We start from the raw sequence: 24221 nt of genomic DNA on the forward strand, positions 1-24221 counted from the left end.
GATGGTAAACGGGGAGAAGCAACTCGCGACAATCGCTCAGCGTCGATTATTCCGACGCAACAGGTTTGCCTTGCCTTGGTTCGGCACGCTAAGGTGATGGTGAAAAACTCCGCCATGGTCTGTAAAACATGAAGCTATATCAGATAGAACTCTTTGTAGAGTCAGCCAATAGCGGCTCTATAGCCAACACCGCCCGTCGTCTCGGCAAAAGCCGCAGCGCTGTCAGCACCTCCATCGCAGCACTGGAAGTTGAGCTTGGCGTCGAACTTTTCGAACGAGGAGCCAATCAGAGTCGCCTGACCGAAATCGGCGAGCTGGTACTTGATGATTGCACTCGCCTGCTACAGGCGGCCAACAGCTTGCAGCAGAAGTGCAAACATTACGCCTCGGGTGCCGAAGTGGCGCTGCGGGTTGCCCGCGATGACGCCATCCCCGAGCAAGTGTGGCGCGAGATGCTGGCCAGCCTGCACAACCAGTTTCCCGGCACCAGTATCTCGCTGGTGCTTGCCTCTCCGCCTGAACTGCCAGCGCTGGTTGAAGAGGGGTTCGTCGATGCCGCATTTGGCCTTATTACCGAGGATCAGGAGCGCAGCGGCCTCAACATCGATCTGCTCAACCCGATCCGCACCCTGATGGTGGTGGCGCCCAGCCATCCGCTGGCCGGACTGAAGCGGGTCAAACAGCAGGATCTGACCGATCACACCCAGGTAACTCTCTCGTATGTAGATGAATTTTCTGTAAAAAGCCTGCTACCTGTGGGAGGCCAGCATATAGGTCTCTCCAGCTTCGAGTTGATGCGTAACGCGGTCCTCGATGGGCTGGGCTGGGCGGTGCTCCCCTCGCCACTTATCCAGAGCCAGCTGCGACAAGGCACCCTGCTGACCCTGAAGCACAAGTTCAGCCTGCAGTGGCGAGACTATGGCGTCTATCTGGCAGAAAATGCCTATCACGGCAAAGTATTGGCCTGGTTGAAAAAATCGATCCAGAGTTATCTTGAGCCTTTCGAGTAAAGATGAAAGAGGCGGTGCCAGCTCACGATATCTGCTTATCCTGATGATCCTGACAGAGGTGATCGTGCATACTCTTCACATACTCATTGAGCGCCGGAGGCGTAACCGATATGAGCAGTGCCCAAGACAAGGACGATATCTGGCTGGATGACGACATCATCGAACTCGATGATGAAGAGGTCGTGGTCCCCAAGGCACTCAATCCCTGGCAAGTGCTGATCGTGGATGATGAGCCGGATATTCATCACGCCACCCGGCTTGCCCTCTCCAATATTCAGTACAAATCTCGCCCGCTCGAGCTGCTCAACGCCTACAGCGGTGCTGAAGCCGCCACCATGCTGGAGGCCAATCCCAGGATTGCCCTGATCCTGCTCGATGTGGTGATGGAGACCGAAGATGCCGGTTTGCGGCTGGTGCACCGGATCCGCAACGAGATGCGCAACTCGCTGGTGCGGATCGTGCTGCGTACCGGCCAGCCCGGTCAGGCACCGGAACAAAGGGTGATCCTCGATTACGATATTAACGACTACAAAACCAAGACCGAGTTGACGGTACAAAAACTCTTCACCACCGTCATCGCCTCCCTTCGCTCCTACGAAACCCTCAGCGCCATCGACAAGAGCCGACAGGGACTCGGCAAAATTCTGGAGGGCGCGGGCGATCTCTACCATCTCCATTCACTCAAGGAGTTTGCTTCCGGCGTGCTCAAACAGATCAGCGCCATTCTCGATGTGGGCACCGAAGGGGCCATCTGTGCCGAACGCCGCCCAGGAGAACATGGGCTTGAGATCCTGGCGGCAACCGGAGACTACGAGGCGCTGCTGGAGGAGAAGAGCCTTGATGAATTTTCTGCCCTGAAAGAGTCGGTCATGAAGGCGTTAAACGAGCGCTGCAACCGCTTTGAACACCCTCAGGATTCCCTCTATATCGCCGCCCAGAATGGCCGCGAGTTCGTGTTGAGCTTCACCCCGACCCAGCCTCTGGATCCTCTCGAGTGCGACCTGCTGGATGTCTTCTGCCAGCGCATCTCGGCGGCCTACGACAATCTCTATCTATACAACCAGCTGCTTCGTGCCCAGGAGGCCACCGTGGTGGCGCTGGCGGCGCTGGCGGAGTTTCGTGATTCCGATACCGGCGAGCATGTCTTGCGGGTGCAGAAGCTCTCGGATGCCATCGTGGCCGAATTGAAGCAGATGGCGGTCTACCCGGAGCAACTGACTCCGGAGTTTGTCGAAATGATCGGTATGGCTTCCATCCTGCACGATGTGGGCAAGGTGGGCACCCCGGACCATATCCTGCACAAGCCCGGCCGTTTCGACCCGGAAGAGCGGGCCATCATGGAGCAGCACGCCGGCATCGGCGCCAATATCCTGCACAAGGCGGGCGAAATGGTGGAGGGAACCAGTTACCTCTCTCTCGGCGCCGAAATCGCCCGGGGCCACCACGAGCACTTCGATGGCAAGGGCTATCCGCTGCAGCTGGCTGGCCAGCAGATCCCGCTGTCGGCGAGGATAGTGGCGGTGGTCGATGTATTCGATGCCCTGCTCAGCAAGCGCCCCTACAAGGAGCCCTGGACGCTGGCGCAGACCATGGAGTATATCCAGTCCCGCTCCGGTACCCAGTTTGACTCTCATGTCGTAACAGCCCTGTCGCGACTGGTCAACGAGTCGAGACTCCCCTACTCGCTCTGACTCTCTGCACTTGCCACTCAGCATCCCTTGCTGGTGACCAAGGTCACCGGCAAGGCATCAAAACAGCTGTTTTGTTGCATCCTGCACACATCAACGCGCCGCAAACCGGCAACATCACCCTTCTTTGGCTGCGATATCAGCTGAAATATGGTCATTTAACATCACATCGCTATAATATCGGCCTGCAATCCTGATACTAACAACGAAGGAAATATCATGAGCCTGAACCTGGTACCGGCCGGCAAGAGCCTGCCCGACGATATCTATGTCATCATCGAAATCCCGCAGAATGCCGACCCGATCAAATACGAAGTCGACAAGGACAGCGGTGCTATTTTCGTCGATCGCTTCATGTCTACCCCGATGTTCTATCCGTGCAACTACGGCTACGTGAACGCGACCCTCTCTCTGGATGGTGACCCTGTCGACGTATTGGTTCCGACCCCCTACCCGCTGCTGGCCGGCTCCGTCATTCGCTGCCGCCCGGTTGGCGTGCTGAAGATGACCGACGAATCTGGCGAAGATGCCAAGATCGTTGCCGTGCCGCACTCCAAGCTGACCAAGCAGTACGACCACATCCAGGATGTGAACGATCTGCCGGAACTGCTGAAAGCCCAGATCCAGCACTTCTTCGAGCGCTACAAAGAGCTGGAAGCGGGCAAATGGGTCAAGGTGGAAGGTTGGGGCGACAAGGCCGCTGCCGAAGCCGAGATCAAAACCTCTGCCGAGCGTTACGCTGCCAAGTAAGCATCACTCGGTTTGTAAAAAAGGCGCCTTATGGCGCCTTTTTTGTCGGTGTTTGCGGCAGCAGACCGGCCGCATCTTCGGCAGGATTGCCCTGAATGTATATTTCACGGCCATCTTTCTGGTAGGGACGATAGTAATCACCGCCACAGCGATAGCCGCCGCCCGGCTGGCTCATCAGCTCGCAGTTGACCGGCAACACCTCCAGCCACTTGATGGCCTGCTGGTAGCGCAGCCACTCCTGCCATTCGTGTTCGCGCGCCAGCTGGTCACGCAGAGCAAAGGTATCCGCAACGGACATCCCCTTGTTGACGATCACCTGACCCGCCATGGCTGGCAGGCTGAGCAGCCCAAACAGCACTATGATCCAAGGCTTCATAACCCCTCCAGAGTGACTTAATTTCACAATTAAATTAAAAGTCACATCAATCTGTTATCCAGATCACAAAACGAAACATCACCAAAGTGGTGCCGGCTCACCTAGTTGTTAATTATCGTCCACGGCAGGAAGCACCACCATGAAGCTGACCCCCGCGCTGTTGCTCAGCCTCACTCTCTGCACCACCCTTGGTGCTACAAGCAACGCCAGCGAGATCAACATGAGCTGGCAGTGGCAATCCACCGATGGCCAGCGCAAGCACTTCCAGCTGACCACCGACGATCAGGTGATGGCCGCCAGTCGCCACGAGATGAGCCTGCTGAAGGCCTCTCTCACCAATCCGCTGGAGACCCTTTACGCCTACATCAGCCCGCGGCTCTACAACAGCATCAACCTGATCAATCAGAGCAGCCCCGAGACAGCTACCAAGTTTCGCAATCTGGAGCAGGCCTTCACCCTGCGGGACGACAGCATGGAGTCGCTGCTGTTCTGGCAAGCCTACCAACAGTATCAGGAGGATGCCTTCTACCAGATGAGGGTGATACCCTGCGTCCATCCTGCCAATCGCAAACTGCCTTGCGTACGCCCCGATTACTCCCAGCTCTTCTACCACTTCAAAGGGCACCTCAAGCCACTGGCGCAGCAGTTTGCCGCCAAGGATCTCGCCACCAGCGTCAGCCTGATGCAAGAGTGGCTAAACGCCATCCCCACCCAGCCGGAGCAGCTGGATCACTTCGCGCCGCCGCTGCAGGCACTGCAAGATAACAAGGCCGACAGCGATGAGAAGGCTCTGCTGATGGCCAGCCTGCTGGCAGAGCTGGCCCCGCAATATGTGCTCAGCATCATCTATCCGGATATCAGCATCGGCAGCGTCTCCCCTGCCTGGCTGGCCATTACGGCAGACAGTGGCGTACCCGGTGATGTGGTGGTGATCAACAATCAGCGCCATGTGCTGCTGACCGGCTCGTCCCTGCTGGCCCAGCAGATGACCATGGCCAAGATCCCCCTCATCAGCGAGTCGCTCTACTGACGCAGACAGCTCAGACCAGCTGCCAATTCATTGATTTTTATCGATGTCATGCCATCCTAGCCGCCCTTGCCAGCCAACCACCTGACTGGCGGGGCGCCGACGCTTCTGAATTGCGATCTTATTTAACACTTTTTAAACAGATCCGATCAGTTTAGGATGAAGCTCGCCCATTCCCTCAATCCGAAACTCGTTATAACATAACAAATGGAGTGTCATCAGGATGAAACATCTCGTACTTACTTTGGCGCTGCTGCCATCTCTGGTCTTTGCTCACAACTTCAAGGATGGCAACCCGGTGCCGCTGGTCAATGTCAGTGACAAGGGCGAGCTGGTACTGAATGGCAAGGATATCGGCTACCAGCCGTGGCAGAGCACCTCGCTCACCGGCAAGGTGTTTCTGATCCAGCATATTGCCGGCCGCTCCAGTGCCAAGGAGCTGAACGCCCCGATGATCGAGGCGATCAAGGCCGCCAAGTTGCCGCAAGACAAGTACCAGACCGTTACCGTCATCAACAGCAATGACGCCATCTGGGGCACCTCCGGCTTCGTGAAGAGCAGTGCCGAGGACAGCAAGAAAGAGTTCCCCTGGTCCGCCATGGTGCTGGATGCCAGGGGGATGGCGCGCAACGCCTGGGATCTGACGCCGGAAAGCTCGGCGATCATCCTGCTGGATAAAGAGGGCAAGGTGCTGTTTGCCAAAGATGGCCAGCTCGATGCCAACAACATTGCTACCGTGATGGGGCTCATCAAGTCCCATCTCTAAGTCAGAGAGAAAGGGCGCTGATGGCGCCCTTTCCATAAGGGTCTATGGGTCGTATCAAGCTGAAAATCTGGATCTTGCTGCTGGGCTGGTTATGGCTGCAGCCTGCCCTTGCCCGGCACCAGTTTGAATCTGCCCTGCCCGGCCACGACGACCATCACTGCCTGGTTTGCGCCCTCCATCTGGATGGCAAACAGGTCATCACCGCTACCCCCTATTGTTTCCCCAGTTCGACCTCTGTTTTGCCCGCTGTTGCAACCATGCAACGCTCGGCAGATACCGCCACGCTTCACAGCTATGCCATCCGTGCGCCGCCCGCCTCTGTTTTTCTCTATCCCTTTGTTTAAGCTCACTATTTGTTTTGAAAAAAAGGATTAAAGATGAAAGCAGTTACTCTGTTGCTGGCCGCAGCGGCCTTTGGCGCACACGCAAATCACGACGAACACGAGAGCCACAGCCACGGCGCCCACGAGCATGGCCATGGCCACCTCAATCTGGTGGTCGATGGCGACCAGTTGATGATCGAACTGCAGGCACCCGCAGCCGATCTGGTGGGCTTCGAGCACGCCGCCAAGAGCGATGAAGAGAAGGCGCAATACGCCAAGGCGGTCGCCCGCCTCCAGCAACCTGACGCCCTGTTCCGCTTCGACCCGGCTGCTGGCTGCAAACTGACCCAACAGGAGTTGCAAGCAGCCAAAGAAGATCACGACCATGACCATGACCATGACAAGGCTGCCAGCGACAAACATGAAGACCACCATGATCATGACGAAGCGGGTCACGCCGATATGGGCGCCATGTACACCTACACCTGTGCCACGCCGGCCAAACTGACCGGCCTTGAGGCGACCCTGTTCAGCGTCTATCCGAGCCTTGAGAAGCTGAGCGTGCAGGGCATTCTGCCCACCGGCCAGACCGCAGGCGAGCTGACCCCGTCCGCCAACAAGCTGAGCTGGTAACGCCATGAAAAAAGCCGTGGTTGAGATCCGCGATCTGGCCTTTGCCTGGCCAGGTGGCGACGCTGTACTCGATCTGCCCGCCCTCACCATCCGCGAGGGTGAGCGGGTCTTTATCAAGGGCCCATCGGGCTCTGGCAAGTCGACCCTGCTCGGGTTGCTGGCCGGGATCCAGACCGCCAACCACGGCACCCTGGAGGTGCTGGGCCAACCATTGGCCCGGCTCTCTGGCCGTGCCCGTGACCACTTCCGGGCGGCCAATCTGGGTTATATCTTCCAGCAGTTCAATCTGCTGCCCTTTCTCTCGGTGCAGGACAACGTGACTGCTGCCCTCACCTTCTCGCCCGCCAAACGGGCCCGCCTGCAAGGGAGTCCGGAGCAGGAGGCGCGCCGTCTGCTGGCGGAGCTGCAACTGCCGGACGACGCGCTGCATCGCCCCGTCCATGCCCTCAGCATCGGCCAGCAGCAGCGGGTTGCCGCCGCGCGGGCGCTGATCGGCTCGCCGCCACTGGTGATCGCTGACGAGCCCACCTCGGCACTCGACACCGACAACCGGGCCGCCTTTATCAAGCTGTTGTTCGAGGAGTGCGACAAGCAGGGCTCGACCCTGATCTTCGTCAGTCACGACCCTTATCTCGAACCCCTGTTCCCGCGGGTCGAAAACCTGCAACAGCTCAACCGGAGGGCATCATGCTAAAGCTCGCCCTGCAAAGTCTCTGGGCCCGCCGACTCACCGCCGGGCTCACCCTGCTGGCCGTCGCCATCAGCGTCACCCTGCTGCTCGGGGTGGAGCGGGTGCGCACCCAGGCCCGCGAAAGTTTCTCCAACACCGTCTCGGGGACCGATCTCATCGTCGGCGCCCGCTCCGGTCAGGTGAACCTGCTGCTCTACTCGGTGTTTCGCATCGGCAACCCCACCAACAACGTGGGGTGGGACTCCTATCAGGCCATCAAACAGAAACCGGGCGTCGCCTGGACCATCCCGCTTTCCCTTGGTGACTCCCATAAGGGATTTCGAGTGCTCGGCACCAATGGCGACTACTTCACCCACCTGAAGTACGGTCAGCAACAGTCGCTGCAACTGCGGGAAGGTCGGCCGTTCGACACGCCGTTTGAAGCGGTACTCGGCGCCCAGGTGGCTGAGAAGCTCGGCTATCACCTCGACCAATCCATCGTCATCGCCCACGGCGCTGGCAACACCTCGTTCAGCCAGCACGACAATCTGCCGTTCAAGGTGGTGGGTATTCTGGCGCCGACCGGTACGCCCATCGATCGCACCATCCATGTGCCGCTGGCGGGGATAGAAGCGATCCATCTCGGTTGGGACACCGGCCGCCACAGCAAGAACGTGACGCCGGAGCAGGCGCTGGCGCTGGATCTCACCCCGAAAACCATCACCGCCTTTATGGTGGGGCTGAGCAACCGCATTCTGGCGTTCCAGCTGCAACGCAGCGTCAACACCTATCCCAAAGAGCCGCTGATGGCGATCCTGCCGGGGGCCGCCCTGCAGGAGCTGTGGAGCCTGATGAGCGTGGCGGAAACCGCTCTCTCGGTCATCGCCGGTTTCGTGGTGGTAGCGGGCCTGATCGGCATGCTGACTACCCTGCTGGCGGGGCTTAACGAGCGGCGCCGGGAGCTCGCCATCTTGCGATCCCTCGGCGCGGGCCCTGCCCATCTGTTCCTGCTGCTGGCGCTGGAGGCCATGGCGCTGACCACGGTCGGCATCGCTCTCGGGGTCGCAGTGCTCTATCTGGGGCAGGGGCTTGCCTCGCCCTGGCTGCTCAGCCACTATGGCCTGCAACTGAGTCTGGGGCTGCCGAGCACCTACGAGTGGCAGTTGCTGGGGGTGGTCTGGCTGGCAGGCATGGTGATCGGCCTGCTCCCTGCTGCCCGCGCTTACCGCTACAGCCTGAGCGATGGCATGAGCATTCGCGTCTAGCGAGACGCCCTAAATAGAAACAGAAGGACAGATGATGAAGTGGAAAATTGTGGCGCTGCTCGCCAGCCTGCTGGTGCTGCCCGCCCTGGCCGCCGATTACAAGACCATCGACTGGGATGTGCTCATCCCGGAAGGGGAGAAACTGCTGCCACCTCCGCAGGTGAACCACGATGGGGATCTCGCCTCCGTGCCGCAACCGGTGGGCGGGGTAAACAAGAAGCTGGACAACCAGGATGTGCGCATTCCGGGCTTCGTGGTGCCGCTGGAGGGGGATGCCAAGAAGATCACCGCCTTCCTGCTGGTACCCTACTTCGGCGCCTGCATCCATGTGCCTCCGCCCCCCACCAATCAGGTGATCTATGTGAGCTACCCCAAGGGTGCGCCGGTGGATGATCTGTGGGACGCCATCTGGGTGAAGGGCAAGATGCGCACGGTCAGCTCCAGCCACGAGATGGCCACCGCCTCCTATTCGATGGAAGCGGTCGAGGTGAGCGTCTACGAGGAGTAATCCTCCCGTTGCAAAAAAAGCGGCCTCCACGGAGGCCGTTTTGTTATCTTGGCATCCCGGTTGGAGTAACATTCAGCTCCAGAACCTGTGCGAATGGAGTCAGCATGGCAGACCTCCCCCCCCCGAAAAAAGAGAGTTCGATCCTGAGCAGCCAGGAGCAAACCCTGCGTCTGGCCCGCAGTCGCGGCATCGACGGCATGCTCACCCGCAATACCGACAGCACCTTCGAACAGCGCGCCACCTTTCGCCATCTGGCGGATCAGGCCGCCCGCCAGCGCAATCTGGAAGCCATCATGGTGATGGCATCCCGCCACTGCGAAGAGACCGCGGCAGGCGGCGAGATGGACAGCGACTGGCTGACCCGCTTTCTGCAACTGGCGGAAGATATCAGCATGGTGCCGATGCAGCAGCTGTGGGGGCGGATCTTCGCGCTGGAAGTCGCCACGCCGGGCCGCTTCTCCATCCGGGCGCTCGCCACCCTCAAAGAGATGACCCAACGCGAGGCCCAGCTGTTCCAGCGCATCTGTTCACTGACTTGCCACTACACCGGCAGCGACGAGCAGCGACTGCTGCTGGGGCTGCACAAGGGGGCCACCCTGCTGAGCCGCGCCAAGGCAACGCGCCTTGGCCTTGGCAAATACCGACTGCCCTACAACGCCCTGCTGCAACTGTTTGAGCTGGGACTGCTTCATCGCGCGGAGCTGGAGTCCGGCCCGCTGCCCGCCGATGGGGTCGAGCTGGAGTTCGGCAACCAGCGCTGGCGGCTGCAGTGCAAGCAGAACAACATCACCCTGCTCTACTACCGTCTCACCCCGGTGGGCAACGAGCTCGCCCAGCTGCTGCAAGAGTCGCCGCTGGAGGAGTACCTGCAGGATCTGAAAACCGTGCTGGTGCAGGGGATCCAGATTGAAGTGATGCAGCTCGTCAGCGCCCCCTCCTCACCAGCTCCCGACCCTCTCCCCTGATCTCTGACGGGGCAGCTGCTGGCTCCAAGCTTATGGGCTTGCCCAGAATAGGTTGCAAATTGCAGATGCCGCAGAGGCACACCCCGTCAGATCCGTTGCATATTGCAAACAGCAACGGTCTTTTCCTGCCAAAACGGCACTAATAACACATCAATCATTAGTTTTTGCCAGCTGGCCCGCCCTTTGCACATGTCTTGATGCAGATCAAAATTTAACCACCACAGCTCGGGAGCAAGGCCATGAGAATCAATCAACCGGTTACTCAAAGAGAACGCCTCTATCCAGACCACCAGAGCCTCATCTCCACCACGGATCTGGAGAGCCGCATCACCTACGCCAACGAGGAGTTCTGCGATATTGCAGGCTTCTCGCTCGACGAGCTGGTGGGGGAACACCACAATCTGGTGCGCCATCCTGACATGCCGAAACAGGCCTTTGCCGATCTGTGGGGTCACATCAGGGATGGCAAGAGCTGGATGGGGCCGGTGAAAAATCGCTGCAAGAGTGGCGATCACTACTGGGTCAGCGCCTTTGTCACCCCCATCAAGGATGCCAGCGGCCGGGTGGTGGAGTATCAGTCGGTGCGCACCGCCCCGAGCGAGGAGATCAAACAGCGGGCCGAGAAGGTCTATGCCGACCTTCGCAACAACAAGCTGCCGCTGGCGCTCAAGTTGCCCACCTTCTCCCATACCCTGGCCATCAACCTCTGTCTGCTGCTGAGCCTGCTCGCCATGTTTGCCCTGGGCTACAGCCACGATATGAACTGGCAACTGGCGCTGGTCGCCCTGCCGCTGGCGATAGCGGCCATCACCTTGAATGCCCTCTCCCGCCGCCTCGGCAAGCTCAACAAGATGGCCCGCAGCCGCTTTGACAACCCGCTGATGCAGCTGCTCTACACCAACAAGGTGGACAACATCGCCGCCATCGAACTCTCGATGGTGATGAATCAGGCCGAGTTCAACGCCGTGCTGGCCCGCACCCAACAGACCTGCAGCAAGATCCTGCAGGCCGCCGAGGGGGACCTGCGCAACGCCGAATCCATCACCGACAACCTGCAACAGCAGCAGGCCGAAACCAATCAGGTAGCCACTGCCGTGACCGAAATGTCGGAATCCATTCGCGAGGTGTCACAAAGCTCGACAGACTCCTCCAGCCTGCTGGATGAAACGGCCGTGCTGTTCAAGAGCGGCAACAGTAGCGTGGCCGAAACCGTGGCTGCCGTGGCAGGTATGAACAGCGAACTGATCACCTCCAAGAGCGTGATCAGTGCACTGGTCGGCCACTGCCGCGATATCGATGGCATCCTCGATGTGATCAACAACATCGCCAACCAGACCAACCTGCTGGCCCTCAATGCCGCCATCGAAGCGGCCCGGGCTGGCGAAGCGGGTCGCGGCTTCTCGGTAGTGGCCGACGAGATCCGCACCCTCGCCATCAAGACCCAATCCTCGACCAGCGAAATCCAGAAGATGATCACCGAGCTGCAAAACAGTTCTGGCGAGGCTGAGCAAGCGATGGAGAAGGGCTGGCAACTTGCCGACAGTTGCCAGCAGAAGGCCACCGCGACCGGCACCATACTCCAGCAGATTAACAATATGTTGCAGCAGGTCGCCTCCGGCAGCAGTCAGATTGCCCAAGCGGTGCAGGAGCAGTCCCACGTTACCGCCGAGATCAACCGCAACGTGCTCAGCATCAAGACCCTGGCCGATGACTCCAGCGTCGGCAGCCAGCACGCCGTGCACGGCATCACCCAGCTGGTAAATCAGTTAAGCGATCTCGACCGGCTGGTACGCCAGTTCCAGAAAGGGGCTCCGGCCACCCAAAGCCGCTACGAAGTGGCCACCACCCGCGCCGTGCCGGTACGCCAAGCCAGATAACCACCACACCAACCATCACCGCAGAAAAACCCTATGGGCCAGCAGGCCCATAGGGTTTTTTAATGTCCGCCAACCAGAGGGCGACACTCCCGCTTTCACCGTCCGATTTTCCCCAGCTCTGATGGCCGCCACTGTTGAGCGGTTATATCGTCGTCCGTTATTTATTAATTTATTGATCTTGCTCAGAAAACCGCCCGCTTGCGCTTTTCACCCAAGCCCCGTTCGGTAACATAGCCACTTGGCAACCTCTTGTCGGAGTCAGCCATGAGCCAAGCCAGTGCCAAAACGCAGGTAAAAGGCAGCAAACTGGAGGCTGAAATTCAGGGGCGGTAGCGTGGTTTTTTGCTGGTTGGCGCAGAGCGTAGCCAAGCCCAGCAAATGAGCATGATCACCTCAACCAGAGCAGGATAAACATCGATTGGGTCGCTCGGTAACACAAATTTGTAGATACGTTTCGCGATAAACGTTGTGCTTCACTGCGTTCAGCACCAACCTACGATTTTTAGCCCAACATACGAGATAAAATTAGTTACGGCCACAAAAGATGTGGCCGTAATGCTCACCGTTTTAGCATGCGTTAGTGTACAAGGAGATATATGGCAACTAGTTACATTAGTGAACGCAGCGCTGAGTATTATTTAGTCCCTACACTAAAGGAAATATTACAGGAACAATATAGTCATGTTGCTCCATTGTTTCCGTGGATATCTCGAGAGCTTAGTAAACTCTCAAGGCTTCTCCATAAAGATGATCAGTTTCATGTGCTTGTTATGTTTTCTCGCAGGCCAAAGCTTCACGATCCAAAAGTAGTGAAATATATGTCACCATTAATTTGGAGTTAGAAGCCTATAATGAGGTCTGGAAAAATAGCAGCGTTCCAGTGATAGCTGGCTGCCCTCTAGCATTAGATATATGGGAATTATCTAATTGTCAGAATTACGCATGGTTAGATCTTACAAAAAACACCCCTTATAAATATTTAAACACAATAAGCGAGCTGAAAGAGCATGGTTTTTTGCTTGAAAAATCGGACATTTTAACACTAGTAAGAAATAGCGCAGTGTTTAATTTAGAGTCTTTTGAGAAGCTATTCCTAGATGCAAAAAAACTCAACCTTATAGAATGTATGGCAGTCAATACAAGCCCGTATATTTTCTAATTAGAGCACACTAACAAATCGTTCAGTGCGACCGCTATCCGCAGCACCTTAACACGGCATTAAGTAACCAGGATATATTATGGAAGACAATAACCCAATATCATTCGGTAACTCTGATATTGAAAAAATCAGAGATGAATTGAACCAACTATCTCCAACATTGAAAAAGAGAGCGTTAGAAAAATTTGGTTTAGCCGCGCTAGGTAGCATTCCATGGATCGGAGGATTCATCAGTGCAGCTGCAAATATCAAAACCGAAGAAGGTACACTTAAAACAGATGCATTGCAAACACGTTGGTTAGAAGAGCACGAGAATAAGATCGATAAGTTATATTCTGCTTTATTAGAAATTAGTCAACGATTCGAGCAGCTAAATGATGCAATTGATGATAGGATTCAAGATGAAAGCTATTTAGATTTAGTACGGAAATCATTCCGCGCTTGGGATACAGCTGACACAGATGAAAAACGAATGTACATCTGCAATCTTATCACTAATGCTGCTGGAACTAGAATTTGCTCAGATGATGTTGTCCGATTATTTATTGACTGGTTGAATTTATACCACGAAGCTCACTTCGCAGTTATAAAACAAATATATTCCCTACCTGGCATTTCTCGTTATGAAATTTGGAGCAATTTATACGGAGAAACACCACGCGAAGACTCCGCTGAGGCAGACTTATATAAGTTGTTAATTAGAGACTTAAGTACTGGCGGTGTTATTAGGCAAGCAAGAGATACTAACGAAGATGGTCAATTTCTGAAAGCTCGCCGTCCTGCTCCACGAACTAACTCATCAACCAAAACTCTCGAAACTGCATTTGAACAAACAAAACCCTATGTTTTGACAGAGCTTGGTAAGCAATTTGTTCATTACACAATGAATAATGTTGTCACAAGACTTTCAGGTGAATAATTGGCAAACAACAAGGGGGAAGATTTCCCCTTGTTTATCAATCTTCAGCCCAGACAATACACCTTAATCGATCCCCCCCCGCAGCCTTAACGCAGTCAGCAACTCCTCCACCAGCACCTCCACCGGTTTACCGGCATTCAGCAGATGAATTTCCGGCTGCTCCGGCGCCTCATATGCGGAGTCGATACCGGTAAAATTCGTAATTTCCCCCGCCCGCGCTTTTTTATAGAGCCCCTTGGGGTCGCGCTCTTCACAGATGGCGAGCGGCGCATCGACAAAGACCTCGACAAACTCCCCTTCGCCCAAGAGACTGCGCACCAGCGCCCGCTCGGCACGGAACGGCGAGATAAAGGCGGTGAGCACGATAAGGCCCGCATCCACCATCAGTTTTGCCACCTCGCCAACCCGGCGGATATTCTCCTGCCGCGCGGCATCATCGAAACCGAGATCGCCACACAGGCCGTGGCGCACATTGTCCCCATCCAGCAGATAGGTGTGCTTGCCTTGTGCCGCCAGCGCCTGCTCCAGCGCCCCCGCCAGGGTCGATTTGCCCGCCCCCGACAGCCCGGTAAACCAGATCACCAGCGGTTTTTGCCCTTTAAGCTCGGCCCGGCTCTGTTTGTCGACGGCATGTTTGTGCCACACGATATTGCTCATCCAATACTCCTTGATTGGCGCTCACGCCTCAAAACTTAAACTGTCCGGCACCACGGGGAGCCGCCTCGGGCTATCAGCCGACAACCTGCTGATGCCATGGCATTGCTCACCCAACACGCCTTGATTGGCGCTCACGCCTTAAAACGGAAACAGCAGGGGCACCATCACAATCACCCCGAGGCTATAGGCCAGCGAGACCGGCAGGGCCAGCTTGAGGTAGTCCGGCATCTTGTAGTTGCCCGCGGCATAGACCATCAGGTTGGTCTGGTAGCCGTAAGGCAGGATAAAGCTGGAGCTCGCTCCAAACAGCACCGCCAGAATAAACGGCATGGTCGAGACATCCATGCTGAGCGCCAGCTGGTAACCCATGGGGAAGGCCAGCGCGGCGGCGGCGTTGTTGCTCATCAGCTCGGTCAGCACCAGCGTAAACACATAGATACCGATAAAGGCGATGATGGGGCTGGCACCGTTGAACTCCCCCATCAGCCAGTCGGCGATAAGCTTGGCCAGCCCGCTTTTTTCCAGCTGATCGGCGATGGCGAGCGCCCCGCCCACCACCAGCCAGATATCCAGCGGAAAGCGGCGGCGGATCTCGTCCAGAGTCAGAATGCGGGTAAGCAGCAGCGCCACCAGCATCAGCAGCAAGCCCTTGAACAGCGGCACCAGATCGAATACCGAGAGCGCCAACACCCCGAGAAACCCCAGCACCACGGCGGCGCTGCGCTTGCCATCGAGGCGGGTGGAGGCCTCCAGCCCGCTCACCACCACAAACTCCCGTCCCAGCGACTTGTTGCGGGCAAACTGGGGGCCGGGGGCCAGCAGCAGAGTGTCCCCTGCGTGTAGTTCAATCTGGCCAAGGCCGCCGGTAAGCTGGGTTTCGCCACGGCGCACCGCCAGCACCACCGCATCGAAGTGGGTACGAAATTCGGCATCCTTGATGGTCTGACCCACCAGCCGCGAGCTGTGGCTGACGATCACCTCCACCAGATGCTGGCCGTTGAGGCGGTGCTGGCCGTAGAGATCCAGCCCCTTCATCTCCTGCAATACACCGACGCTCTCCACATCGCCGCAAAAGAGCAGTACGTCCCCTTCGTGCAGCTCGTGTTCCGGCTGCACCGGGCAGATCACCTGATCGCCGCGAATGATTTCCGCCAGATAGAGGCTTTTCAGGCTGCGCAGGCCGTTCTCCTTGACGCTGCGCCCCGCCAGCGGCGAACCGGCGCCCACCTTGGCTTCGAGAAAGTAGCCGGATTCGCGGCTCATCTCGGTATCCTGCACCGGCAGGTGGCGGGCAAACAGCAGCACGGCCATCAGACCGGTCAGCAGGGTGCCCGCCCCCACCATAAAGAAGTCGAACATGCCGAGCGGCGGCGCCCCCATCTTGATGAGGAAGCTGTTGACGATCAGGTTGGTGGAGGTGCCGATCAGGGTCAGCACCCCGCCGAAGGTGGCCGCGAAGCACATGGGCAGCAGCAGCCGTGACGGCGCATGGTTGGGGTTGCGTTTGACCGCTCCCAGCATGGAGGCCACCACGGCGGTGTTGTTGACGAAGGCAGACAGGAAGGCGGTGGAGAACCACACCTTCACCAGCACCTTGTTGAATGAACCCGTGCCCACCAGATTGGCGAACCAGCTCATGATGCGGGTCTTCTCCACCGCCAGCGACACCAGCAGCAACAGCACCAGCGTCAGCAGGGCACTGTTGGTGTAGCCCGCCGCCACGGCGTTGATATCCGCCAGCCCGCTCAGGTAGGTGATGAGCACGGCGCCCGAGAAGAGCAGCGCCGGGCGGAGTTTGCCCTGGATCAGCAGGGCCACGAGAGCAGCCAGCAGACCCAGCACCAGGAATTGTTGCCAGGTCATGGGCTTACTCCTTGCTTGTGTCGTTACCGATGGCAAGGGCTTGCCAGTGCGGGAAGTGCTTGCGCACCAGCGCGTTGAGCTCGATTTCGAACTCGCTGTAGTGCCCTTTTGCCACTTTCGCGGCCAAGCCTCCCACTATCATGCCGGCGCCGACGGTGACGTTGGTCAGCCGGTCGATCAGGATAAAGCTGCCGGTGTCGCGGATCTCCTGATACGGGTCGAACGCCACCGGGTCGGTGAGGCTCAGCTCGCACAGGCCGATCTCGTTGAGCTTGAGCTCGCTCGCGGGCAGTTCGTCCAGCTTGTTGATCTCGATGCGGTGGCGGATGGCCTCCACCTGACCGCGACTCTTCTTGGTGGCCAGCTTGACGTCGTAGACCCGACCTGGTTGCAGGGACTCCTCCCCCATCCAGACGATATGGGCCAGCAGGTTCTGGGTCACTTGCGGCTGCTTGGCGGCATCCACCAGCAGGTCGCCGCGGCTGATGTCGATCTCGTCGGCGAAGGTGACTGTGATGGCCTGACCCGGCAGGGCGTACTCCAGATCCCCGTCGAAGGTGACGATGCGGGTCACTGTGCTCTCCTTGCCCGATGGCAGCACCGCCAGCTTGTCGCCCACCCGCAGGATGCCGGAGGCCAGCGTCCCCGCGAAGCCGCGAAAATCGAGGTTGGGGCGGTTCACATACTGCACCGGCAGGCGCACTGGATGGCGCTCCAGCTCGCGCTCCACTTCCGCAGACTCCAGCAGAGCAAGCAGGGTTTCGCCCTGATACCAGGACAGCTTGTCGCTCGGGTTGACCACGTTGTCACCGTCCAGCGCCGAGACCGGCACGATATGAATGGTGTCGACGCTGAGCCTCTTGGCGAACTCGCGGTAGTCGGCGCTGATGCGCTCGAACACCTCCTGACTGAACTCCACCAGATCCATCTTGTTGACCGCCACCACGAACTGCTTGATGCCCAAGAGGCTCGCGATAAAACTGTGGCGGCGGGTCTGATCCAGCACCCCTTTGCGGGCATCGATCAGGATAATGGCCAGATCGCAGGTGGAAGCGCCGGTGGCCATGTTGCGGGTGTACTGCTCGTGGCCCGGGGTATCCGAGATGATAAATTTGCGCTTGGCGGTGGAGAAATAGCGGTAGGCCACGTCGATGGTGATGCCCTGCTCACGCTCCGCCTGCAGGCCGTCTACCAAGAGCGCCAGATCCAGCTTCTCGCCGGTGGTGCCGAGCTTCTGGCTGTCGGACTCCAGCGCTTTGAGCTGATCTTCATAAATCTGCTGGGAGTCGTGCAGCAGGCGACCGATAAGGGTGCTCTTGCCGTCATCCACGCTGCCGCAGGTGAGAAAACGCAGCAGACTCTTGTGCTGCTGGGCGCGCAGATAGGCTTCGATGCCCTGTTCGGTGATGGCGGTCTGAATATGGCTGTTCATGCTGACGACTCCTTAGAAATATCCCTGACGCTTCTTCTGCTCCATGGAGCCGGCCTGATCGTGGTCAATCAGCCGCCCTTGCCGCTCGCTCGAGGTGGTGAGCAGCATCTCTTCAATAATTTCCGGCAAGGTGGTGGCATCGGATTCGATGGCCCCGGTCAGCGGGTAGCAGCCGAGGGTGCGGAAGCGCACCAGCTCCTGCTTCACTTCGTCTTCCGGGCCGATGGGCATACGCTCGTCATCCACCATGATCTTGATGCCGTTGCGCTCCACCACCGGACGGTAAGCGGCGAAGTAGAGCGGCACTATGTCGATCTTTTCCAGATAGATGTATTGCCAGATATCCAGCTCGGTCCAGTTGGAGAGCGGGAACACCCGGATGCTCTCCCCCTTGTTGACCTGGCTGTTGTAGACGCGCCACAGCTCCGGGCGCTGGTTCTTCGGATCCCAGCGGTGGGACTTGTCGCGGAAGGAGTAGACCCGCTCCTTGGCACGGGACTTCTCTTCGTCGCGGCGGGCACCGCCGAAGGCGGCATCGAAGCCATATTTGTTGAGCGCCTGCTTGAGCGCCTCGGTCTTCATGATGTCGGTGTGCTTGCCGCTGCCGTGGACGAAGGGGTTGATGCCCATGGCGAGCCCTTCTGGGTTCTTGTGGACGATCAGATCCAGCCCGTACTTTTTGGCGGTCTCGTCGCGGAACTTGATCATCTCCTTGAACTTCCAGTCGGTGTCGACGTGGAGCAAGGGGAACGGGATCTTGCCCGGATAGAAGGCCTTGCGGGCCAGATGCAGCATGACGGAGGAGTCCTTGCCGATGGAGTACATCATCACCGGGTTTTCAAATTCGGCAGCCACCTCGCGGATGATATGGATGCTCTCGGCTTCCAGCTGCTGCAGATGTGTCAATCTTTCACGGTCCATGTTGGTCCTCGGGTCATTGCTTATGCGCCTGCTCGGGGCGCTGGGTGGTTCAGTGCGCGGCCGCGCTGGCAGCCGCATCAAATATCTCTTTCCGGGTCAGGCCAGCTGCACCAGCTTGAGGTCGCAGCCATCGAGATCCGGGTTAGCGCGCTGCTGCTCGCAGCCCTTTTCTCCAAACCAGGCGAGCCGATCGCGCAGGGCAACCACTTCGCCGATGACGATAAGCGAAGGGCTCACCGCCTGTTTGGCCAGCTCCGCCAAGTCGGCCAGCGTGCCGGTCAGCACCCGCTGACGGGATGTGGTGCCGCGCTCGATGATGGCGATGGGGGTGGCTTGGCTGCGGCCGTGATCCACCAGCTGCTGCTGGATATGCTCGGAGCGCATCAGCCCCATATAGATGACCAGGGTCTGACTGGTGGCGGCGAGCTGCTGCCAGTCGGGCTCCTTGCCCTCTTTCTGACAGTGGCCGGTAATGAAGACGGCGCTCTGGGCGTAATCACGGTGAGTCAGCGGAATACCTGCATAGGCGGTGGCACCGGCAGCGGCCGTGATGCCGGGCACCACCGAGAAGGGGATACCTTCATCGGCCAGCACTTCCAGCTCTTCGCCGCCACGGCCAAACATAAAGGGATCGCCCCCTTTCAGCCGCACCACCCGGTTGCCCGCCTTGGCGTACTCCACCAGCAGGCGATTGGTCTCCTCCTGCGGCACGCTGTGGGCGCCCGCCTTCTTGCCGACCGACACCAGGGTGGCATCGCGGCGCACCAGATCGAGGATCTCAGGCGAGACCAGCTGGTCGTAGAGCACCACTTCGGCCTGTTGAATCTGTTGCAGCGCCTTGAGGGTCAACAGGCCCGGATCACCGGGGCCCGCGCCGACCAAGACCACTTCGCCCACTTCGCTTTTCGCCTGATCGAGGCCATCGCTCAGCCACTGCTCGGCTCCTTGCCAATCCTCTTTTTCAATCAGGCTGGCGAGGGTGTTGGAGGCAAAGGCGCGCTCCCAGAAGCGGCGGCGATCGGAAATCGAAGAGAGCACCCGCTTGGCCTTGTCACGCACCCGGCCGGAGAGCTCGGTCAGTCCGCCGAGATGGCGCGGCAGCAGGCTCTCCAGCCGCTCGCGCAGCAGGCGCACCAGCACCGGCGCCTTGCCGCCGCTGGAAACCGCCACCATCAGCGGAGAACGATCGATGATCGAGGGGAAGATAAAGCTGGAACGCTTGGGGTCATCCACCACATTGACGAACAGACCCAGCTGGTTGGCACTTTGATAAACCAGTGCGTTGACTTCGAGGTTGTCGGTAGCTGCCACCACCAAGATCTGGCCTGCCAGATGGGCCGGGGTGAAGCGCTCCGCCAGATGGGTGAAACGACCGGTGAATTCCGAAAATTCCGGTTCAAGCTCCGGGGAGACCAGGGTCAGCCGGGCACCGGCCGCCAGCAGCAGGCGCGCCTTGCGCAGGGCAACCTCGCCCCCGCCCACCAGCAGTACCGGGCGGCCTTCCAACTTGGCAAACATAGGTAAATAATCCATTTCGGCCCATCCCTCGGAACACGACTAATATGGGGCGACTATAGGCAGGGCAGCTTATCCCTCAAAATAATAAAAAATGCTTTTTAATGCGTTTTGGTAATTAGCAAAGCCAATTCATGACAAAGGCGTACAAAGTCACTTGTGGTACCTGACGCCAGACCATAGGCTAGGGACTGTGTTTCATAAGGAGCTAAATGATGAATGAATCATTGATTGTGCTAGGGATTTTTGTGTTCCTGGTGCTCGCCACCCTGAGCGCGGGCATCAAGATAGTGCCTCAGGGCTACAACTGGACGGTAGAGCGCTTCGGCCGCTACACCCGCACTCTGACCCCGGGTCTCAACCTGCTGATCCCCTACGTGGATCGGGTCGGCCACAAGATCATCATGATGGAGCAGGTGCTGGATATCCCGGCACAAGAGGTGATCTCCCGCGACAACGCCAACGTCACCATCGATGCCATCAGCTTCGTGCAGGTGGTGGATGCCCGCAAAGCGGGTTACGAGGTCAACGATCTCACCAGCGCTATCCGCAATCTCACCATGACCAATATGCGGACCGTGCTCGGTGCCATGGAGCTGGACGAGATGCTCTCCCAGCGCGACACCATCAACGAGAAACTGCTGCGCACCATGGATGCCGCCACCGCCCCCTGGGGCATCAAGGTGACCCGCATCGAGATTAAAGATGTGCGCCCGCCGCTGGCACTGGTCGAGGCGATGAACGCCCAGATGAAGGCCGAGCGCCAGAAACGGGCCGAGGTACTGGAAGCCGAAGGGGTGCGCCAGTCCAAAATCCTGAAAGCGGAAGGCGAAAAGCAGTCCCAGATCCTCAAAGCCGAAGGTGAGCGTCAGGCCGCCTTCCTCGCTGCAGAAGCACGGGAGCGGGCTGCAGAAGCGGAGGCCAAGGCGACCCATATGGTTTCCCAGGCAATTGCGGAAGGAGACCTGCAGGCCATCAACTACTTCGTGGCTCAGAAGTACACCGAGGCACTGGCCCGCATCGGTGAAGGCCCCAACAGCAAGATCATCATGATGCCGCTGGAAGCGGGCAGCCTGATTGGCTCTGTGGCTGGCATGGCCGAGCTGTTCAACAAAGATGGCAAGGGCAGCAAGTCATGACAGCCCTGTTAGAGGGGCTGACCCACTGGCACTGGCTGGGACTCGGCTTCGTGCTGCTGGCCATCGAGGTGCTCGGCTCGGTGGGCTTTTTGCTCTGGACCGGCATCGCCGCGCTGGAAGTGGGCCTGCTGCTGCTGATCTGGCCCTTTGGCTGGCAGGCGCAGTTGCTGCTGTTTGCGGTGCAATCCCTGCTCACCACCTGGGCCTGGTGGCGCTGGCAGCACCAGCGCGACAACTCGGGTCAGGATGCTGCCAGCACCATCAACGAGCGGATGCAGAGCTATATGGGCCGCGAGCTGACCCTGCTGGATGATGTCGCCCAAGGCACCAGCCGGGTACATCTGGACGACACGGTCTGGACGGTGCGCTGCGACGAGTCGCTGCCTGCAGGCAGCAAGGTCAGGGTGGTGGGGGCCGACTCCCACATCCTGCTGGTTGAACCCCGCAACTAACGCAACTCTGCCATCGAGTCATAAAAAAGCCCGCGATCGCTCGCGGGCTTTTGTCTCTCTGGCTGCCACTCAGGTACGCAGCCGATCGAGCTGACTGGCGAGCGCCGTGGCCGCTTGCTCCAGCGCTTCGCTCAGTTGATGGCTGGAGCTGGCCTCCTGCCCGATCACGTTGGCGGTATCGCCGATCCGCATCAGGTTCTGGTTGATGGTATCGCTCACCGCACTCTGCTGCTCGGCGGCGGTGGCTACCTGACTGATGTGGTCATGGATCTGCTGGATCTGGGCCACCACCCGATTGAGCGCCTCGAACGCCTGCTCGGTGCCCTGCACCGTGGTAGTGGAGCGCTCGATGCCGGTATTCATCAGACGCTGGCTGCTGCTCACCTCAGTCTGCAAACTGCCAATCAGCTGGCCGATCTCGTCGGTCGATTCACGGGTCTTGTTGGCCAGCGCCCGCACCTCGTCTGCCACCACTGCAAAGCCGCGGCCCATATCACCCGCTCGTGCCGCTTCGATGGCGGCGTTGAGGGCCAGCAGATTGGTCTGCTCGGCAATGGCGCGGATCACATCGAGGATCCTGCTGATATTGGTGCTGCGCTGGGCCACCAGCGCCACCGCTTTATCCGCCTCATGTATATCGCCGACCAGAGTATGGATCTCGTTGCGGGCATTGCTGAGGGTCTGCTGGGCGGTATTGATGTGGTGGGTCGCCGCTTCCGACTCCTGCGCCGCCTGCTCGGCATAACCCGCCACGCTGACAGCCGTGGTGCTCATCTGATGCATGGCGCTTACCACGCTCTCCAGCTCCAGATTCTGCTCGTCCAGACTACTGCGCATGGTGTCGGCGGTATGTTTCATCTCCCGCGCCTGCTGGTAGACCTGCTGACCGATCCCCTTGCTCATTTGCACCATGCCCCGCAGCTTGCCGAGGAAGGCATTGAGCTGGGAACCCAGATCGATTAGCTCCTGATGGGTGTCGATCTCCATCTGCTGGGTCAGGTCCCCCTCGTTGCTGGAGAGATGGCCCACATGGCGGCTGATAAGAGAAAGCGGCGCTGTGATGGTCTGGATAAACCAGACCAGCAGCCCCAGCACCAGCAGGGTAATCCCGCCCATGGCGATGATCTGCTGCCGCTGGGCATCCACCAGCAGGGTGCCCAGTTCATTGCTGATGGCGTGCGCCTTGCTCAGCGCCAGCGCCTTGGGCACCTTGATCATCAACCACCACTGGGTATTGGCTGCCTCAACCCGAATGGGCTGATGAAGAATAAAGTCACTGTCGCTGCTGACCGGCCGACCGTCTGGCAGGGTCAGGCCCACCTCCTTGAGTGGACGGCCCAGCTTGTCGGCATAGCGGTTGCTGCCCACAATCAGCCCCATCTTGCTGACCAGGGTCACATCCGCCTTGTTGTCATAGAGGCTCTTGCCAAGGTTTTCAGCCAGTTGCTGGAAGATGGGCAGGTTCATATCCACCCCGGCCAGCCCGACAAACTTGCCGTCACGCAGCACGGGCACCGTCAGACTGGTCATCAGCATCTTGTTGCCCGGGCTGATTTCGTAGAGGTAGGGCTCCATCAGGCAGGGCTGGCGGGTATCGCGACCACAGAGATACCACTCGCTGTTGCGAATGCCGAACTCGTTGAGGGAGGTATCAAACTTGGCCTCACTGGCGGCGGCGTCCACCGCTTGCTGAGCGACGGCCCCTCCCTGATCCTTGGTGAAATAGACCTCCAGACTCCCCTTGCCTGCCACCGAGTGGCTGGCTCCGCCCAGCCAGTTGCCATCCTCGCCATCATAGCCATCCGGTTCAAACTGGGCATAAATGGAGCTAATCCCGCTCGCTTGCAGCAGGCTGCTGCCGAGCAAAGACTCCACTTGGGGCCGCGACAACCGCAGTTCCGGTTTGGCCATCCCGGCTTCAATCTGGGCGGTCACGGTCAGGGGGATCTGATAGGAGTTCTGCATCAGCGAGGCAATCTGGATGGCATAGCGTTCTGCCTGATACTGCAGGCTGCGGGAGACCTCCTCTTCCAGTGCATCGCTGGTCTGGGTCATCACCATGTTGCGAAGGGAGCTGAAAGAGGCCGATTGCAACAGGGTCATGGCCAGCCCGGTCAGCAGAAACAGCCCCATGGTAAGGCACAACAACTTGAACTTGAGGGGACGTTGCTTCATGCGACAACTCCTTATGGCAGAATAACAACGAATTACTTGAGTATATTCGCCCACTTGCGCTTCACCCGATTTGTTGATGGGTTTGTGGCAGGCTTCTGGTTATAATTTTTGCCTTCCCGAGCGTTGATGGA

22 protein-coding genes are annotated in these 24221 nt (G+C 58.6%); 15 read left to right on the forward strand and 7 right to left on the reverse strand.

All coding sequences use genetic code 11. From position 1 onward, the window contains the following. The first annotated feature begins 128 nt into the window (after positions 1-128). From G5306_RS15635 to ppa, 3 genes are all read left to right on the forward strand, one after another. Positions 129-1010 carry a LysR family transcriptional regulator gene (locus tag G5306_RS15635; protein ID WP_216979467.1) on the forward strand — a complete coding sequence of 294 codons (882 nt, stop codon included), beginning with the start codon at positions 129-131 and terminating at the stop codon, positions 1008-1010. A gap of 110 nt (positions 1011-1120) precedes the next feature. Further along, the gene (locus tag G5306_RS15640) at positions 1121-2701 is read left to right on the forward strand and encodes a DUF3369 domain-containing protein (RefSeq protein WP_421223911.1); all 1581 of its coding nucleotides are present in this window, start codon (positions 1121-1123) and stop codon (positions 2699-2701) included. Positions 2702-2917: 216 nt separating this feature from the next. Next, positions 2918-3448, forward strand: coding sequence for an inorganic diphosphatase (gene ppa / locus G5306_RS15645; protein ID WP_005335667.1), 531 nt, complete (start codon positions 2918-2920; stop codon positions 3446-3448). 28 nt (positions 3449-3476) lie between these two features. Here the strand turns inward: ppa and G5306_RS15650 are convergent, their stop codons facing one another. After that, complete coding sequence (locus G5306_RS15650; protein ID WP_371178944.1) at positions 3477-3824, reverse strand: hypothetical protein; 348 nt, start codon at positions 3822-3824, stop codon at positions 3477-3479. Between the two features lie 139 nt (positions 3825-3963). Here G5306_RS15650 and G5306_RS15655 point away from each other — a divergent pair, with 139 nt between their 5' ends. The 10 genes from G5306_RS15655 to G5306_RS15700 all read left to right on the forward strand — a co-directional run bounded on the left by G5306_RS15655 (position 3964) and on the right by G5306_RS15700 (position 13936). Further along, on the forward strand, positions 3964-4854 hold the full coding sequence (locus tag G5306_RS15655) for a hypothetical protein (RefSeq protein ID WP_216950182.1): 891 nt from the start codon (positions 3964-3966) through the stop codon (positions 4852-4854). 220 nt (positions 4855-5074) lie between these two features. After that, a complete protein-coding gene (locus tag G5306_RS15660; RefSeq protein ID WP_421206895.1) occupies positions 5075-5617 on the forward strand; it encodes a YtfJ family protein in 543 nt (180 codons plus the stop codon). 44 nt (positions 5618-5661) lie between these two features. Beyond that, positions 5662-5961, forward strand: coding sequence for a hypothetical protein (locus G5306_RS15665; RefSeq protein WP_421206893.1), 300 nt, complete (start codon positions 5662-5664; stop codon positions 5959-5961). Positions 5962-5994: 33 nt separating this feature from the next. Further along, positions 5995-6573, forward strand: coding sequence for a DUF2796 domain-containing protein (locus G5306_RS15670; protein WP_421313117.1), 579 nt, complete (start codon positions 5995-5997; stop codon positions 6571-6573). A 4-nt stretch (positions 6574-6577) separates the two neighbouring features. Then, positions 6578-7267 (forward strand): ABC transporter ATP-binding protein, encoded by a 690-nt coding sequence (locus tag G5306_RS15675; protein WP_005335686.1) that lies wholly within the window; start codon positions 6578-6580, stop codon positions 7265-7267. Continuing rightward, positions 7261-8508: an ABC transporter permease gene (locus tag G5306_RS15680; protein ID WP_323893608.1), complete on the forward strand. Its 1248-nt coding sequence runs from the start codon at positions 7261-7263 to the stop codon at positions 8506-8508. The genes G5306_RS15675 and G5306_RS15680 overlap by 7 nt, the downstream gene beginning before the upstream one ends. A gap of 31 nt (positions 8509-8539) precedes the next feature. Continuing rightward, on the forward strand, positions 8540-9016 hold the full coding sequence (locus G5306_RS15685; protein WP_157161970.1) for a DUF3299 domain-containing protein: 477 nt from the start codon (positions 8540-8542) through the stop codon (positions 9014-9016). A 104-nt stretch (positions 9017-9120) separates the two neighbouring features. After that, positions 9121-9981 (forward strand): TIGR03899 family protein, encoded by an 861-nt coding sequence (locus G5306_RS15690; protein WP_047439578.1) that lies wholly within the window; start codon positions 9121-9123, stop codon positions 9979-9981. A gap of 239 nt (positions 9982-10220) precedes the next feature. Next, positions 10221-11858: a PAS domain-containing methyl-accepting chemotaxis protein gene (locus G5306_RS15695; RefSeq protein WP_421313118.1), complete on the forward strand. Its 1638-nt coding sequence runs from the start codon at positions 10221-10223 to the stop codon at positions 11856-11858. A gap of 1238 nt (positions 11859-13096) precedes the next feature. Then, positions 13097-13936, forward strand: a complete 840-nt coding sequence (locus G5306_RS15700) for a hypothetical protein (RefSeq protein ID WP_421313119.1) — start codon at positions 13097-13099, stop codon at positions 13934-13936. 63 nt (positions 13937-13999) lie between these two features. On the opposite strand, the gene cysC is transcribed toward G5306_RS15700, so the two are convergent. The 5 genes from cysC to cysG form a co-directional block, all read right to left on the reverse strand. Continuing rightward, positions 14000-14593, reverse strand: a complete 594-nt coding sequence (cysC, locus tag G5306_RS15705; protein WP_421313120.1) for an adenylyl-sulfate kinase — start codon at positions 14591-14593, stop codon at positions 14000-14002. 138 nt (positions 14594-14731) lie between these two features. Beyond that, the gene (locus G5306_RS15710; RefSeq protein WP_421313121.1) at positions 14732-16456 is read right to left on the reverse strand and encodes an SLC13 family permease; all 1725 of its coding nucleotides are present in this window, start codon (positions 16454-16456) and stop codon (positions 14732-14734) included. 4 nt (positions 16457-16460) lie between these two features. Next, complete coding sequence (gene cysN / locus G5306_RS15715; protein WP_421313122.1) at positions 16461-17888, reverse strand: sulfate adenylyltransferase subunit CysN; 1428 nt, start codon at positions 17886-17888, stop codon at positions 16461-16463. 12 nt (positions 17889-17900) lie between these two features. Beyond that, complete coding sequence (cysD, locus tag G5306_RS15720) at positions 17901-18833, reverse strand: sulfate adenylyltransferase subunit CysD (RefSeq protein ID WP_339385037.1); 933 nt, start codon at positions 18831-18833, stop codon at positions 17901-17903. A 72-nt stretch (positions 18834-18905) separates the two neighbouring features. Beyond that, positions 18906-20342 carry a siroheme synthase CysG gene (gene cysG, locus G5306_RS15725; RefSeq protein WP_421270437.1) on the reverse strand — a complete coding sequence of 479 codons (1437 nt, stop codon included), beginning with the start codon at positions 20340-20342 and terminating at the stop codon, positions 18906-18908. A 197-nt stretch (positions 20343-20539) separates the two neighbouring features. Here cysG and G5306_RS15730 point away from each other — a divergent pair, with 197 nt between their 5' ends. After that, positions 20540-21463 carry an SPFH domain-containing protein gene (locus G5306_RS15730; RefSeq protein WP_005335703.1) on the forward strand — a complete coding sequence of 308 codons (924 nt, stop codon included), beginning with the start codon at positions 20540-20542 and terminating at the stop codon, positions 21461-21463. After that, positions 21460-21915: an NfeD family protein gene (locus tag G5306_RS15735; protein ID WP_236285203.1), complete on the forward strand. Its 456-nt coding sequence runs from the start codon at positions 21460-21462 to the stop codon at positions 21913-21915. Before G5306_RS15730 ends, G5306_RS15735 begins: the two co-directional genes overlap by 4 nt. 69 nt (positions 21916-21984) lie before the next feature. Here the strand turns inward: G5306_RS15735 and G5306_RS15740 are convergent, their stop codons facing one another. After that, positions 21985-24090 carry a methyl-accepting chemotaxis protein gene (locus G5306_RS15740; protein ID WP_421313123.1) on the reverse strand — a complete coding sequence of 702 codons (2106 nt, stop codon included), beginning with the start codon at positions 24088-24090 and terminating at the stop codon, positions 21985-21987. Positions 24091-24221: the final 131 nt, after the last annotated feature.

Origin of the sequence: Aeromonas sp. 603404, from assembly GCF_049171775.1 — a bacterium.
GTDB lineage: Bacteria > Pseudomonadota > Gammaproteobacteria > Enterobacterales > Aeromonadaceae > Aeromonas > Aeromonas veronii_A.